This is a genomic window from Micromonospora chokoriensis, assembly GCF_000718555.1.
Classification (GTDB): domain Bacteria; phylum Actinomycetota; class Actinomycetes; order Mycobacteriales; family Micromonosporaceae; genus Micromonospora; species Micromonospora chokoriensis_B.
Window position 1 is genome coordinate 125,638 of sequence record NZ_JOAN01000012.1, and the last position, 13,903, is coordinate 139,540.

Annotated in this window: 13 protein-coding genes; 2 read left to right on the forward strand and 11 right to left on the reverse strand. The window is 71.4% G+C overall.

Features of this window, described 5'->3' with window-relative positions:
* Positions 1-8 precede the first annotated feature (8 nt).
* The 5 genes from IF46_RS0117660 to IF46_RS0117680 all read right to left on the reverse strand — a co-directional run bounded on the left by IF46_RS0117660 (position 9) and on the right by IF46_RS0117680 (position 5,519).
* Entirely contained in the window at positions 9-1,697 is a 1,689-nt protein-coding gene (locus tag IF46_RS0117660; protein WP_030489459.1) for a ribonuclease J, read from the reverse strand.
* Between the two features lie 52 nt (positions 1,698-1,749).
* On the reverse strand, positions 1,750-2,676 hold the full coding sequence (gene dapA / locus IF46_RS0117665) for a 4-hydroxy-tetrahydrodipicolinate synthase (protein WP_030489460.1): 927 nt from the start codon (positions 2,674-2,676) through the stop codon (positions 1,750-1,752).
* A 47-nt stretch (positions 2,677-2,723) separates the two neighbouring features.
* Positions 2,724-3,464, reverse strand: coding sequence for an FAD-dependent thymidylate synthase (gene thyX, locus IF46_RS0117670; protein ID WP_030489461.1), 741 nt, complete (start codon positions 3,462-3,464; stop codon positions 2,724-2,726).
* A gap of 188 nt (positions 3,465-3,652) precedes the next feature.
* Complete coding sequence (locus IF46_RS0117675; RefSeq protein ID WP_420063578.1) at positions 3,653-4,285, reverse strand: DUF2752 domain-containing protein; 633 nt, start codon at positions 4,283-4,285, stop codon at positions 3,653-3,655.
* A 4-nt stretch (positions 4,286-4,289) separates the two neighbouring features.
* The gene (locus IF46_RS0117680) at positions 4,290-5,519 is read right to left on the reverse strand and encodes a winged helix-turn-helix domain-containing protein (RefSeq protein WP_030489463.1); all 1,230 of its coding nucleotides are present in this window, start codon (positions 5,517-5,519) and stop codon (positions 4,290-4,292) included.
* A 79-nt stretch (positions 5,520-5,598) separates the two neighbouring features.
* Between IF46_RS0117680 and IF46_RS0117685 the strand changes: the two genes are divergently transcribed.
* Complete coding sequence (locus tag IF46_RS0117685; protein WP_030489464.1) at positions 5,599-6,150, forward strand: GNAT family N-acetyltransferase; 552 nt, start codon at positions 5,599-5,601, stop codon at positions 6,148-6,150.
* On the opposite strand, the gene IF46_RS0117690 is transcribed toward IF46_RS0117685, so the two are convergent.
* Positions 6,049-7,323, reverse strand: a complete 1,275-nt coding sequence (locus IF46_RS0117690) for a glycosyltransferase 87 family protein (protein WP_030489465.1) — start codon at positions 7,321-7,323, stop codon at positions 6,049-6,051. The two genes, IF46_RS0117685 and IF46_RS0117690, sit on opposite strands and share 102 nt — an antisense overlap.
* Before the next feature lie 35 nt (positions 7,324-7,358).
* Between IF46_RS0117690 and IF46_RS0117695 the strand changes: the two genes are divergently transcribed.
* Entirely contained in the window at positions 7,359-7,943 is a 585-nt protein-coding gene (locus tag IF46_RS0117695; RefSeq protein WP_030489466.1) for a GNAT family N-acetyltransferase, read from the forward strand.
* A gap of 112 nt (positions 7,944-8,055) precedes the next feature.
* On the opposite strand, the gene IF46_RS0117700 is transcribed toward IF46_RS0117695, so the two are convergent.
* From IF46_RS0117700 to rpsO, 5 genes are all read right to left on the reverse strand, one after another.
* A complete protein-coding gene (locus tag IF46_RS0117700; protein ID WP_030489467.1) occupies positions 8,056-8,526 on the reverse strand; it encodes a GNAT family N-acetyltransferase in 471 nt (156 codons plus the stop codon).
* A gap of 67 nt (positions 8,527-8,593) precedes the next feature.
* Complete coding sequence (gene dapB, locus IF46_RS0117705; RefSeq protein WP_030489468.1) at positions 8,594-9,361, reverse strand: 4-hydroxy-tetrahydrodipicolinate reductase; 768 nt, start codon at positions 9,359-9,361, stop codon at positions 8,594-8,596.
* A gap of 59 nt (positions 9,362-9,420) precedes the next feature.
* On the reverse strand, positions 9,421-10,818 hold the full coding sequence (locus tag IF46_RS0117710) for a M16 family metallopeptidase (RefSeq protein WP_030489469.1): 1,398 nt from the start codon (positions 10,816-10,818) through the stop codon (positions 9,421-9,423).
* 47 nt (positions 10,819-10,865) lie between these two features.
* Positions 10,866-13,256: a polyribonucleotide nucleotidyltransferase gene (locus tag IF46_RS0117715; RefSeq protein WP_030489470.1), complete on the reverse strand. Its 2,391-nt coding sequence runs from the start codon at positions 13,254-13,256 to the stop codon at positions 10,866-10,868.
* Positions 13,257-13,484: 228 nt separating this feature from the next.
* On the reverse strand, positions 13,485-13,754 hold the full coding sequence (rpsO, locus tag IF46_RS0117725; protein ID WP_030337594.1) for a 30S ribosomal protein S15: 270 nt from the start codon (positions 13,752-13,754) through the stop codon (positions 13,485-13,487).
* Positions 13,755-13,903: the final 149 nt, after the last annotated feature.

Genomic DNA, 13,903 nt, shown 5'->3' on the forward strand with positions numbered 1-13,903 from the left:
CACGCGTGTCAGACCTCGACGACGGTGGGCACGATCATCGGCCGACGACGGTACTTGTCGTTGACCCACCGCCCCACGGTCCGCCGGACGATCTGCTGAAGCTGGTGCGGGTCGGTGATGCCGTCCGCCGCGGCCCGGTTGAGCGCCTCGGTGACCAGCGGGACCACCGGATTGAACGCCTCCGGGTCCTCGGAGAAGCCCTTCGCGGAGAGCGTCGGACCGGCGACCACCTTGCCGGTGACCGAGTCGACCACGACGGTGGTGGCGATGAAGCCCCCGTCACCGAGGATCCGTCGTTCGGTGAGCAGCGACTCGCTGACGTCACCGACGGCGAGGCCGTCCACGTAGACGTACCGGCTCTTCACGTGCCCCACCACGCTGGCGCGGCCCTCGACCAGGTCGACGACGTCGCCGTCCTCGCAGATCACCACCCGGTCGGCGGCGACCCCGGACTCGATGCCGAGTCGGGCGTGGGCACGAAGGTGACGCCACTCGCCGTGCACCGGCATCAGGTTGCTGGGCCGGACCACGTTGAGCAGGTAGAGCAGCTCCCCGGCGGGGGCGTGCCCGGAGACGTGCACCTTGGCCACGTCCTTGTGCACGACCACCGCGCCGGCCCGAGCGAGCCGGTTGATCACCCGGTAGACCGAGGTCTCGTTGCCCGGCACCAGCGACGAGGCCAGCACGACGGTGTCACCGGGAGCGATGGTGATGTGCCGGTGGTCGCCGCTGGCCATCCGGCCCAGCGCGCTCATCGGCTCACCCTGGGAACCGGTGGACATCAGCACGATCTCATCCGGCGGCAGCGTGGTCGCCTCGTCGATGCTGATGACCAGGCCGGCCGGGATGTTGAGCAGGCCGAGGTCCCGGGCGATGCCCATGTTGCGGACCATCGACCGGCCGATCAGCGCGACCTTGCGGCCGTGCTCGGCGGCGGAGTCGAAGACCTGCTGCACACGGTGCACGTGCGAGGCGAACGAGGCGACGATGATCCGACCCTTGGCCTTCGCGAAGATCGAGTCGAGCACCGGCCCGATCTCCCGCTCCGGGGTGACGAAGCCGGGGATCTCCGCGTTGGTGGAGTCGGACAGCAGCAGGTCGACGCCTTCGGCGCCGAGCCGGGCGAAGCCGGCCAGGTCGGTGATCCGGCCGTCCAGCGGAAGCTGGTCCATCTTGAAGTCGCCGGTGTGCAGCACCAGGCCGGCGGGGGTCCGGATGGCCACCGCGAGGGCGTCCGGGATCGAGTGGTTGACCGCGAAGAACTCACACTCGAACGGGCCGAGCCGCTCGCGGCCGCCCTCCCGCACGGTAAGCGTGTACGGCTGGATCCGCCGCTCGGCCAGCTTCGCCTCGACCAGGGCGAGGGTGAACTGTGAGCCGACCAGCGGGATGTCGGGCTTGTGGGCGAGCAGGTAGGGCACCGCGCCGATGTGGTCCTCGTGACCGTGCGTCAGCACGATCGCCTGCACGTCGGCCAGCCGGTCCAGGATCGGACCGAAGTCGGGCAGGATCAGATCCACACCTGGCTGCTCGACGTCGGGGAACAGGACCCCGCAGTCGACGATCAGCAACTTGCCGTCGTACTCGAAGACGGTCATGTTCCGACCGATGGCGCCGAGCCCGCCCAGCGGGATGATCCGCAGGCCACCTTCCGGCAGCGGCGGGGGTAGTTCCGCCTCGATGTGCGCCTCGGTCACGCGTCCACCTCATTCTGCGACGCCGTCACTCGGCGCCCATCGTGTCGTTCGATCATTCGGGCAGCTCCAGGCCCGCTGCCGCGAAGTCCGCGCGCAGCTGGGCGATCTCGTCGTCGGTGGCGTCCACGAGCGGGGGTCGCACCGGGCCGGCCGGCAGGCCCAGCGACGCCAGGCCCGCCTTCACCAGGATGGTGCCCTGGGTACGGAAGATGCCGGTGAACAGCGGCAGCAGTCGCCGGTGCAGGGCCAGCGCGGTCGGCATGTCCCCCGCGTCGTACGCCTCGATCATCTGTGCGGTCAGCGCCCCGGTGAAGTGCGTCGAGGTGCCGACCAGGCCCACACAGCCGACGGCCAGCGCCGGCAGGGTGAGAGCGTCCTCGCCGCTGTAGAAGGCGAGGGCGGTGCGGCTGGTGACCCAGCTGGCTGCGGTCAGGTCGCCCTTGGCGTCCTTGACCGCGACGATCCGGCCGTGTTCGGCGAGCCGGACCAGCGTCTCGGTGTCGATCGGCACGCCCGAGCGGTGCGGGATGTCGTACAGCATCACCGGCAGGCCGGTGGCGTCGGCCACCGCGGTGAAGTGTCGCAGCAACCCGCTCTGCGGCGGCTTGTTGTAGTACGGGGTGACCACCAGCAGGCCGTGCGCACCGGCCTTCTCGGCGGCGGCGGCCAGCTCGATGGTGTGCCGGGTGTCGTTGGTGCCGACGCCCGCGATCACCTTGGCGCGGTCACCGACGGCCTCCACCACGGCCCGGATCAGGTGTTCCTTCTCCGCCTCGGTGGTGGTCGGCGACTCGCCGGTGGTGCCGTTGACCACCAGCGCGTCGTTGCCCTGCTCGTCGACCAGGTAGCTCGCCAGCCGGGCGGCACCGTCGAGATCGAGGGCACCGTCGGGGGTGAACGGGCTCACCATGGCGGTGAGCAGCCGGCCGAAGGGGCGGGACGCCGGTCGGGCCGCGGCGTCGGGGTGGTCGTGCGTCATACCCTCCAACCTAGCGGACGACCAGCCGGGGCCCGCCGGGGAAGGGCTCAGGACGCCTCGTGCGGGCTGGCCGCCACTTCGGTGCCGTCCGGCAGCGTGGAGATCACGAAGTCGGCGAACACGTTCGGGGCGACACTCTGAAGCTGGCGCAGGCACTCCACGGCCAGCTCACGGATCTCCACATCGGCGTGCTCGGTGGCCCGCATCGCGATGAAGTGCCGCCAGGCGCGGTAGTTGCCGGTGACCACGATCCGGGTCTCGGTGGCGTTGGGCAGCACCGCCCGGGCCGCCTGCCGGGCCTGCTTGCGGCGCAGCGTCGGGTTCGGCTCGTCGGAGAAGCGCTGCTCGAGGCCCTCCAGCAATTCGGTGTACGCCCGAACGCTCGCCTCGGCGGCCTCCACGAACTTCTTGTGCAGCTCCGGGTCGTCGGCGATGACCGCCGGCTCGACCATGGCCGCGTCCCGCTCCGGGACGTAGCGCTGGGACAGCTGGGAGTACGAGAAGTGCCGGTGCCGGATCAGCTCGTGGGTGAAGGAGCGGGACACCCCGGTGAAGTAGAAGGTGACCGACCCGTGCTCCAGCACGCTCAGGTGGCCCACTTCGAGGATGTGTGCCAGGTAGCCGGCGTTGGTGGCGGTCGCCGGGTTCGGCTTCTTCCACGACTGGTAGCAGGCCCGGCCGGCGAACTCGGCGAGCGCCTGGCCACCCTCCGCGTCGGTCGACCACGGCACGTCGTCCGGGGCCGCGAATTGGGTCCACGCGATCAACTTGACCTGGGGCTGCACCATGTCCGGCATTCCTGGGACTGTAGTGGCGCACCGCCTTCCGGCCCAACTCAGGCGCGCCTCGTGCAATGTCGATCACTCGCTTCCACCCGCAAGATCGCGCAACATCATGGATGTAGTGGCATCCGTCGCGTGCCAACACCACTACCTCCAGGATCGAGCACGATCTTGGGGCGAGGTGCAGCGGCGGGTCAGACGTAGAGCGAGGTGAACGGCGCCCAGGGCAGGTTGCGCAGCACCGAGAAGGCCAGCCACACGCCCAGGAAACCGCCGATGACCTTAGAGCTGATCCGCAGCTCGGGCAGTCGCCAACCGAACGCCTGGTTGCCCGCCCAGGCCACGAAGAGGTACGCGAGGAACGGCAGCGCGAAGACGAAGAGGAAGTGGTGCCGGGCAGCGGCCGGCAGGTCGGCGTGCAGCACGTACCAGAGTGCGCGGGTGCCGCCACAGCCTGGGCAGTCCAGCCCGGTGGTCAACTTGAGCAAGCAGGTGGGCGACGCGTCCGGGTCGGCGTGGGTCGGGTTGCTGAGCAGCGCGTAGCTCATGCCGATGGCGACGCAGCCGACCGCTGCCAGCGGCACCGCCCAGCGCGGTGAACGGTCGTAGAGTCGCAGCACGAACCGGGTGAGCCGGTCCGGCTCAGGTGCCGCGTAGCCACCCGGCGGGGTCGTCGGCCAGCCCTCCGGGCCCGCCCCGCCGGGGCCGTAGCCACCGAGAGCCGAGCCGCCAGGGCCGTAGCCGCCGGCAGTACCGTCGGCCGGCACAGTGTGGACCACGCCGGAGGCGGGCTGCGGCTGGTCGACCGGTCCGGGAGCGCTCGTCACGCGCTCACGGTACACCGGAGACGCCCGCCAACGCGGCGGTGAGCGGACCGGCCAGGTCGCCGGCTGCGGGCGGTGCCACCACGTCCAGGCCGAGCCAGCCGGCGAGTCGGTACAGCTCGGCGGCGAGCGCCACAGCGGTCTCCCCCGGGTCGGCGCCGGGTTCGAGCCAGGCGGCCGGGACCAGCAGCACCCCGGCCTTGCGGTCGGCCTTCAGGTCGACCCGGGCGGTGAACCGATCGCCCTGCAGAAACGGCAACACGTAGTAGCCGTAGACGCGCTGTGGCGCCGGGACGTAGATCTCGATCCGGTAGCTGAAGTCGAACAGCCGCTCGGTGCGGGCCCGTTCCCAGATCAGCGGATCGAACGGGCTGACCAGTGTGTTGCCCCGCACCCAGCGCGGCAGCCGGGCGGACGCGTGCAGCCAGGCCGGCTGACGCCAGCCCGCCACGGTGACCGGCACCAGCTCACCGGCCTCGGCCAGCTCCGCGACGGCCTGCCGAGCGCCGGCCAACGGCAACCGGAAGTAGTCGCGCAGCTCCGGCTCGGCGGCCACCCCGAGCGACCGCGCGGCGAGGGCCACAAGCGTGCGGTACGCCTCGGCGTCGGTCGGGGTGGGCGTGGCCAGCACCGCCGGGGGCAGCACCCGCTCGGGCAGGTCGTAGCGGCGGGCGAAGGAGGTGCTGCGCTCCGCAGCGGTCACCTCCCCGGCCCAGAACAGGAACTCCAACGCCCGCTTGACCGCCGACCAGTTCCACCCCCAGTTGCCGGTCTCCCGTGGCGCGTCGTGCTCGATCTCGGCAGCGGTCAGCGGCCCTCGGGCGGCCACCTCGTCGCGGACCCAGGCGACCAACTCCGGCTGCTCCTGGGCGATCCGCCGCATGCCGCCCCAGGATTCGCTGTGCGCGCGGGCCATCCGCCAGCGCAGCACCGGGTGCAGCTCGACCGGGACCAGCGACGCCTCGTGGCCCCAGTATTCGAACAGCTCCCGCGGACGCCGGTAGGCGGCCTGGTCGAGCAGGGTCGTCGGGTAGGGGCCGAGCCGACTGTAGAGCGGCAGGTAGTGCGCGCGTTGCAGCACGTTTACCGAGTCCATCTGGATCAGCCCGACCCGGCCCAGCACCCGACGCAGGTGCCGGCGGGTGGGCACGCCGGTCGGCGCGGGGTCGGCGAAGCCCTGAGCGGCGAGCGCCACCCGGCGAGCCTGCGCGAGCGAGAGTGATTCCGGTGCGGTCATCGTCGGCGACCTTAATTCATCGGTACGACGCCGGTGCGGGAAGCTGGACGTGACGACCAACGGGGCATAGAACGGTGCAATGCTGACCATCCGTCGGGAGGAGCCGGACGACGCTGAGGCGGTCGCCCGGGTGCACGTACACGGCTGGCAGGCGGGCTATGCCGGCGTCATGCCGGACGAGGTGCTCGGACGGCTCAACGTGGTGGCCTGGGCACAGCGCCGTCGCGACGTCGGCACCGCCGATCCGGAGCACCCGTTCACCACCCTGCTCGGCGAGGTGGACGGGCTGGTCGTCGGCTTCACCACCTTCGGGCCGTACCGCCGCAACCAGGACCGCGACGACCTGGACCCGACCCTCGGCGAGGTGTTGGCGCTCTACGTGGAGCCGGCCCGCTGGGGTGATGGGACCGCCGCCGCGCTGCTCGACGCCGCCCGTGCCGGGCTCACCGAGCGGGGCTGGACCGACTACCGGTTGTGGGTGCTGGCGGACAACCCACGGGCCCGCCGGTTCTACGAACGGGCCGGGCTGTCACCGGACGGTGAGCAGTCGACCTACCAGGTGCCGCTGGCCGGCGGGAGCCCCCCGGTCGGGCTGGTCGAGCTGCGGTACGCCGGACGCCTCGACGACTGAACCGTCCGGGGTCGACCACCGGCGGATCGGCAGGAAGGCCAGCAGCGCCAGACTGATCCACACGTACGCGTTGCTGCCCAGGAAGCCGTCGACCCCGGTGAAGTCCTTCTCCCAGAACCAGACGGTCCGGCTGATCAGCAGCGCGTACCCGATGGTCGCGGCGACCAGCAGGACCCGCCGACGGCGGCCCGCCGGCGCGGCCATCGCGTTGTCGACCAGCAGGATCAACGCGGGCAGCAACCAGACCAGGTGGTGCACCCAGGTAACTGGGCTGACCAGGCACATCACCGCGCCGGTCAGCGCCAGGCCGGTCGCCTCGTCGCCGACCGCGACGGCGGCCCGGGACCGCCAGGCCCAGAGCGCCACGGTGCCGAGCACCAGCAGCAGCCACAGCAGGGTGCTCGGGTGCTCCGGGTCGAGCCGGGCGACCACCCCGCGCAGCGACTGGTTGGAGACGAACGCCAGCTCGCCCACCCGCCCGGTGTTCCACAGCGCCTCGGTCCAGAACTCCCGGGACGCGTCCGGGAAGAGCGCGCCGGCCAACAGCGACACCCCGGCGGCCGTGCCGCTCGCGGTGAGTGCCGCCCGCCAACGCCCGGTCACCAGCAGGTAGACGATGAAGACGCCCGGGGTCAGTTTGATCGCCGTGGCGAGGCCGATGCCCACCCCGGCCCACCGGTTGCCGGCCGGCAACAGCCGCAGCAGATCCACCGCCACCAGGAACAGCAGCAGCGTGTTGACCTGGCCGAAGTTGACCGTCTCCCGCATCGGCTCGAACGCGGCGGCCAGGCAGAGCGCCACCGCGAGCGCGAACCACCGGGTCCAACCGGCGCGGCGGGCGATCGGGTCGACCAGCCACCAGATCAGCACCGCGGTGGTGGCCACGCTGGCGAGCACGCTCACCACGATCGCGGCCGACCACGGCAGGTACGCCATCGGCAGCATGACCAGCGCGGCGAACGGCGGATAGGTGAAGCCGTACTGGGTGCCCGGCTTGAGATAGTCGTAGATCTCCCCGCCGTCGTGCACCCACCACGTCAACGCGCCGTAGTAGACCTTCAGATCGAAGAACCCGTGCCGGACGGCCGCGACGGCGAGGAACGCGGTGACCGCCGCGGCGAGCACGACCACCCCGACGACCTGCGCGGTCGTCCTGTTGGCACCCTGCGCCACCGTCGTCTCCCTCGCCCTGCGTAGGCTTCCGTCCCATGGCACTCGGGTACGTCCGCCCGGCGCGTCCCGAGGACGCCGGCGAGATCGCACGCATCCAACTCGCGACCTGGCGGGTCGCGTACCGCCGGATCCTGCCTCGGCATGTGCTCGACAACCTGGACGAGGCGTTCCTCGCCCGGCGGTGGAGCGCCGCGGTGCTGGAGCCGCCCTCCGGCGCGCACCGGGTGCTGGTCGCCGTCGAACAGGCCGAGCAATCGTATCTGGTGGGGTTCGCCGCCTCCGGCCCGGCCGACGGCGAGGCCCTCGCTCCGGGCGAGCCGGCCGACGCGCTCGGCCCGGACGTGGCGGCGGTGACCGACCTGCTGATCGAGCCGCGCTGGGGTCGGCGGGGGCACGGCAGTCGACTGCTCGCCGCCACCGTCGACCTGTGGCGCTCCGACGGGATGAGTCGGGCCGTGGCCTGGGCGTTCGACGGTGACGAGGCGACCCGCAAGTTCCTCACCAGCACCGGCTGGGAGCCCGACGGCGCGGCCCGCGCGCTAGACGTAGACGACATGCTGGTCCCCCAGGTGCGCCTACACGTAGGCGTACCAACGGAGAAGGTCCCCACCGAAGACTGACCCACGCCGGGCCCGGCCCAGCCCAGCCCAGCCCGGCGATCTTGCAGTTTCGGTGGTCGGAATAGTAGTGGATGCCCCTTATGCCGCGACAGAGAGTGCAAGATCGCGGGGCTCAGGGGGATTGTTCGGCGATCAGCTCGTCGTCGTCGACCGCTCCGGTGGGGCGGAAGCCCAGGGACTCGTAGAGGGCCGCTGCCGCGGTGTTGTCCGGGTGGTACGAGAGGCGGACCGGGGGGTTCCCCGGGCGGGCGGCCAGCCAGGGGGCCAGGGTTCGCACGGTGGCTCGGCCGACGCCCTGGGCCTGCTCGGCGGCGTCGATGAGCATCCCGCCGATCCAGTGCGAGCCGTCGTCGTCCACGCCCCACATGACGTGGCCGACGACGCTCTCGTCGGCGTACACGGCGAGCGAGTTCCACACCTCGGAGCGCATGCTGAGCAGCAGGTAACGCGCGCCCAGCGCGGCCACGAACCGGCGCTGATCATCGCGCGGGGCCACATCGGCCACCGCCCGCCAGTTGTCGTCGTCGACCGGCCGCAGCGTCACTCGCCGCCCGGCCCGGTCCAGGTGCCCCGCATCGATCATCGGAGCAGCCTAGGGGCGGCCGGGCCCGCGCCGCGACCAGGTTTCGCCCCGCAGAGACCCGCGTCGGTCAGTCGAGCAGGGCGTCCAGGCCGATGGTGAGGCCGGGGCGGTTGCGCACCGCGCGGACGGCCAGCAGCACGCCCGGCATGAACGACACCCGGTCGTACGAGTCGTGCCGGATGGTCAGCGTCTCGCCGATGCCGCCGAACAGCACCTCCTGGTGGGCGACCAGGCCGGTGGCGCGCACCGCGTGCACGCGTACCCCGTCGATGTCGGCGCCGCGCGCACCCGGCACCTCGTCCTTGGTGGCGTCCGGCACCGGGCCGAGGCCGGCCTCGGCGCGGGCCTGGGCGATCAACCGGGCGGTGTGGGTGGCGGTGCCGCTCGGGGCGTCCAACTTGCGCGGGTGGTGCTGCTCGATGATCTCGACGGACTCGAAGTGTCGGGCGGCGCGCGCGGCGAACTGCATCATCAGCACCGCGCCGATGCCGAAGTTCGGGGCGATGACCACGCCCACCTCGGGCTTGTCGGCCAGCCAGCCACGCACCTGCTCCAGCCGCTGCTCGGTGAAGCCGGTCGTGCCGACCACCGCGCTGATGCCCTGCGCGATGCACCACTGGAGGTTGTCCATGACGACGTCCGGCGTGGTGAAGTCGACGACCACCTCGGCGGTGGAGACGGCGGAGCGGTTGTCGCCCTGGTCGATCGAGGCCGCCAGGGTGAGGTCGTCCGCGGCGTCGACCGCCTTGCAGACCTCGATGCCCATCCGGCCGCGCGCGCCAAACACGCCGACCCGCAGCGGCTGGGCCGGGGTCTTCTCCTGCTCGTCAGTCACGGGGCACAACCTATCCCAATCGGGACGCGCCGCTGCGGCGGGACCGGCAGCGCCAGCCCTCAGACCGTGAAGTCGCCAGCGCCGAACGGGCCCACCACGGCCAACGACATCGGCCGGCTGAGCAGCTCGGCGGCGAGGACGTTCACGTCCTCGACGGTGACCTCGTCGACACGGCGGAGCAGCTCGTCGACCGGCATCAGGTCGCCGTAGAGCAGCTCACCCTTGGCCAGCCGGCTCATCCGGGAACCGGTGTCCTCCAGGCCGAGCACGAACGAGCCCTTGCTCATCCCCTTGCCCCGGGCCACCTCGGCCTCGGTCAACCCGTCGGCGGCCACCCGGGCCAGCTCGGCACGGGTCAGGGCCAGCACCTCGTCGACCTTGCCTGGGGCGCAGCCGGCGTAGACGGCGAACAGGCCGCTGTCGGCGTACTGGCTGGCGTAGGAGTAGACCGAGTACGCGAGGCCGCGCTGCTCGCGGATCTCCTGGAACAGGCGGCTGGACATGCCACCGCCGAGCACGTTGTTGAGCACCCCGAGGGCGAAGCGCCGCTCGTCGAGCCGGTCGATGCCGGGGCAGCCGAGGATGACGTGCGCCTGCTCGGTCTCCTTCGGCTCCACCAGGGTGGTCGCCGGCTTGGTGCGTACCGCCGGGGTCGCCGCGCGGTGCGGCGCCGGGCTGGCCGGGTCGCTGTCCAGCGGGGTGCCGCGCACGGCCTGGCGGACCAGCTTGACCACCGTGGCGTGGTCGAGGTTGCCGGCGGCGGCGATGACGATCTGCGGCGCGGTGTAGCGACCCCGGTAGAAGCTCTGGATCTGCCGCCGGGTCATCGGGGTGACGGTCTCCGCGGTGCCGGAGATCAGCCGGCCCAGCGGGTGGTTGCCGTAGACGGCCTGGACGAAGAGGTCGTGCACCTCGTCACCCGGCTCGTCGTCGTGCATGGCGATCTCTTCCAGGATCACGCCACGCTCGGTCTCGACGTCGGACGGCTCGATCAGCGAGTCGGCGACCAGGTCGCACATCACGTCGATCGCCAGCGGCAGGTCCTCGTCCAGCACGCGGGCGTAGTAGCAGGTGTATTCCTTCGTGGTGAACGCGTTGGTCTCACCACCCACCGCTTCGATCTGCGAGGAGATCTCCAGTGCGGTGCGCTTGTGGGTGCCCTTGAAGAGCAGGTGCTCAAGGAAGTGCGCGGCACCGGCCTGCGGGCCGGTCTCGTCGCGCGAGCCGACCGCCACCCAGATGCCGAACGAGACGCTGCGCATGGCCGGAATCGCCTCGGTGAGGACGCGCAGGCCGCTGGGCAGCACGGTACGTCGTACCGTGCCGCCCAGCGGGTCGTCGCTGAGGGTCCGGGTCACCGCCCGGGCGGTGCCGCCGGAGCGGCCCGCCCCGGTGTCCCGAGACGGGGCCACCCCCCGTCGATCCGGTGGAAACGGCGCGCTGATGGCCCGACTCACGTCTTGCTCCCGGTTCGACGAGGGGTGGGTGATGCGATGTACGACGATCAGCTGTGCCGGGTCCGGCGGCGCGGACGCTCGCCGCCCTCACCACCCTCGCCGCCGCCGCCGTTGCCGCCCTCGCCGCCGCGCTCCGGGCCACGCCCGCCACGGTCGCCGCCGCGCTCACGGTCGCCGCGGTCACGCGGAGCCCGGTCGCCACGGTCCCGACCAGCCGGCCGGTCGCCAGCGGCGGCCTCACCGGCGGCCGGAGCCTCGGTGCCCTCCGGGCGGACCTTGTCGAGGTAGATCTTGCCGCGGGCGTCGATGTCCGCGATCTCGACCTCGACCCGGTCACCGACGTTGAGGAAGTCCTCAACACGCTCGACCCGCTTGCCGTCGCCCACCTTGGAGATGTGCAGCAGGCCGTCACGGCCCGGCAGGAGCGAGACGAACGCGCCGAACGCGGCGGTCTTGACCACCGTGCCGAGGAACCGCTCGCCCTGCTTCGGCAGCGTCGGGTTGGCGATCCCGTTGATCCGGTCGACGGCCGCCTGGGCCGACGGGCCGTTGGTGGCGCCGACGTAGATCGTGCCGTCGTCCTCGATGGAGATCTCGGCGCCGGTCTCGTCCTGGATCGCGTTGATGGTCTGCCCCTTCGGGCCGATCACCATGCCGATCTTGTCCACCGGGATCTTGACGGTGGTGACTCGCGGCGCGTAGTCCGACATCTCGGCCGGAGCCTCGATCGCGGCCTTCATGACCCCGAGGATGATCTGCCGGGCCTCGTTCGCCTGCTGCAGCGCGGCGGCCAGCACGTCCGACGGGATGCCGTTGAGCTTGGTGTCGAGCTGGAGCGCGGTGACGAACTCCGGGGTGCCGGCGACCTTGAAGTCCATGTCACCGAACGCGTCCTCGGCACCGAGGATGTCGGTAAGCGTCACGTACTGGGTCTTGCCGTCCACCTCGTCGGAGATGAGCCCCATCGCGATGCCGGCGACCGGCGCCTTCAGCGGGACACCCGCGGAGAGCAGACCCAGCGTCGACGCGCAGACCGAACCCATCGAGGTGGAGCCGTTGGAGCCGAGCGCCTCGGACACCTGCCGGATGGCGTACGGGAACTCCTCGCGCGACGGCAGCACCGGGATCAGCGCGCGCTCGGCGAGAGCGCCGTGGCCGATCTCGCGCCGCTTCGGCGAGCCGACCCGGCCGGTCTCACCGGTCGAGTACGGCGGGAAGTTGTAGTTGTGCATGTAGCGCTTGCGGTTCTCGGGGGACAGCGTGTCCACCATCTGCTCCATGCGGAGCATGTTCAGCGTGGTGACGCCCAGGATCTGGGTCTCGCCCCGCTCGAACAGCGCCGAACCGTGCACCCGGGGCAGCACGCCGACCTCGGCGGTCAGCGACCGGATGTCGCGCGGGCCACGCCCGTCCATGCGGACCTGCTCGCGCAGCACGCGGTTGCGCACCTCGGACTTGGTCAGCGACCGGAAGGCAGCGCTGAGCTCCTTCTCCCGACCCTCGAACCGAGCGCCCAGCTCCTCGGCGACCCGAGCCTTGACCCGGTCCAGGGCCTCCTCGCGGTCGGCCTTGCCGGCGATGGTGATCGCCTCGGCCACGTCGGCGCGGGCCAGCTCGGCGACGGCCTCGTAGACGTCGTCCTGGTAGTCCAGGAAGACCGGGAACTCGGTGACCGGCTTGGCGGCGACCTCGGCCAGCTCGCTCTGCGCGCGGCACAGCTCACGGATCGCCGGCTTGGCGGCCTCCAGGCCGCTGGCGACGATCTCCTCGGTCGGGGCGGTGGCGCCGGCCGAGATCAGGGCGACGGCGTTCGGCGTGGCCTCGGCCTCGACCATCATGATCGCGACGTCGCCGTCTTCGAGCGTACGGCCGGCCACGACCATGTCGAAGGTGGCGCGAGCCAGCTCCTCCAGGGTCGGGAAGGCGACCCACTGGCCGTCGATGTGGGCGACGCGAGTCGCACCGATCGGGCCGGAGAACGGCAGGCCGGAGAGCTTGGTCGACATCGAGGCGGCGTTGATCGCCACGACGTCGTACGGGTGCTGCGGGTCGAGCGCGAGGATGGTCTCGACGACCTGGACCTCGTTGCGCAGGCCCTTGACGAAGGACGGGCGCAGCGGCCGGTCGATCAGCCGGCAGGTGAGGATCGCGTCCTCGCTGGGCCGACCCTCACGGCGGAAGAACGAGCCGGGGATGCGGCCCGCGGCGTACATCCGCTCCTCGACGTCGACGGTCAGCGGGAAGAAGTCGAACTGCTCCTTCGGGTGCTTACCGGCGGTCGTGGCGGAGAGAACGACCGTCTCGCCCAGCTGGGCGATGACGGAACCGGCGGCCTGGCGAGCCAGCCGGCCGGTGGAGAAGGTGATCTCGCGGGTGCCGAAGGACCCGTTGTCGATCACGGCGGTGCGGGATTCGGTGCCGAGTTTGGTCTCGGTCATGTGCTGTCGTGCTCCTTCGCGTCGTGGGCCCACGACATCGGGGAGCTGCTCAGCCGGCCGGTCTTCGATCGAAGCGCCCGGGTGGCCGGCATGATGCCGGGGTTCCCGGGGGCCACTACCGGAGACCGGTACGCTGACCGGCTCCCTCTCGGGTGGTCGCGCGGCCCGTGTTTCTTCAGGTGGGACGCGGTACGGGGGAGCAGCCTCCTCGGCCACTCCCCCGTCACGTCACCGGCGCAGACCGAGCCGCTCGATGAGCGACCGGTAGCGGGCAATGTCCTTCTTCTGGACGTAGTTGAGCAACCGACGGCGCCGGCCGACCAGCAGCAGCAGCCCACGGCGGCTGTGGTGGTCGTGCTTGTGCACCTTCAGGTGCTCGGTCAGCTCGGCAATCCGCTTGGTGAGGACCGCGACCTGGACCTCCGGCGAACCGGTGTCGCCCTCGGCGGTCGCGTACTCCGCGCGGATGCTGGCCTTGGCTTCTTGATCGAGCGCCATGTTCTCCCTGTTTCGATGGGTTGATCAAATGGGTGTCCGTCGTCCCGGTGGACCGGGAACGGACTGGTTACCTCGCACCCGCGGCGTCGAGCAGGCACGCGAGGCCCCACGCCGGTCACCCGACGTCCCGGCAAGACTACCAGCACTCG